The organism is Micromonospora sp. DT81.3 (genome assembly GCF_049847225.1).
GTDB lineage: Bacteria > Actinomycetota > Actinomycetes > Actinomycetales > Microbacteriaceae > Microbacterium.
Genome location: NZ_JBNCNY010000069.1, coordinates 1 through 215, shown reverse-complemented (window position 1 = coordinate 215; position 215 = coordinate 1). Strand labels below are relative to the sequence as shown.

The 215-nt window shown below is 67.9% G+C and carries 1 protein-coding gene; it reads left to right on the top strand.

What is annotated here, in order from left to right; translation table 11 throughout:
• On the top strand, window positions 1–215 hold a 215-nt coding region (locus ACPW96_RS23375), incomplete at both ends, for a transposase (protein WP_425886145.1).

The following is a 215-nucleotide window of genomic DNA, read 5'->3' as shown; positions in this document are numbered from 1 at the left end:
GGGATCAGCACGCTGACCGGGTTCGCGTTAGCGGTCGAGATCGGCGACTGGGACCGGTTCACCGGGAACAGTATCGGCTCGTTCGTCGGCCTGGTGCCCAGCGAGTTCTCCTCCGGCCAGTCCCGCATGCAGGGGCCAATCACCAAGACCGGGAACGGCCACGCTCGTCGTCTGCTGGTGGAAGCGGCCTGGCATCACCGCCCCCGCTACCGGGT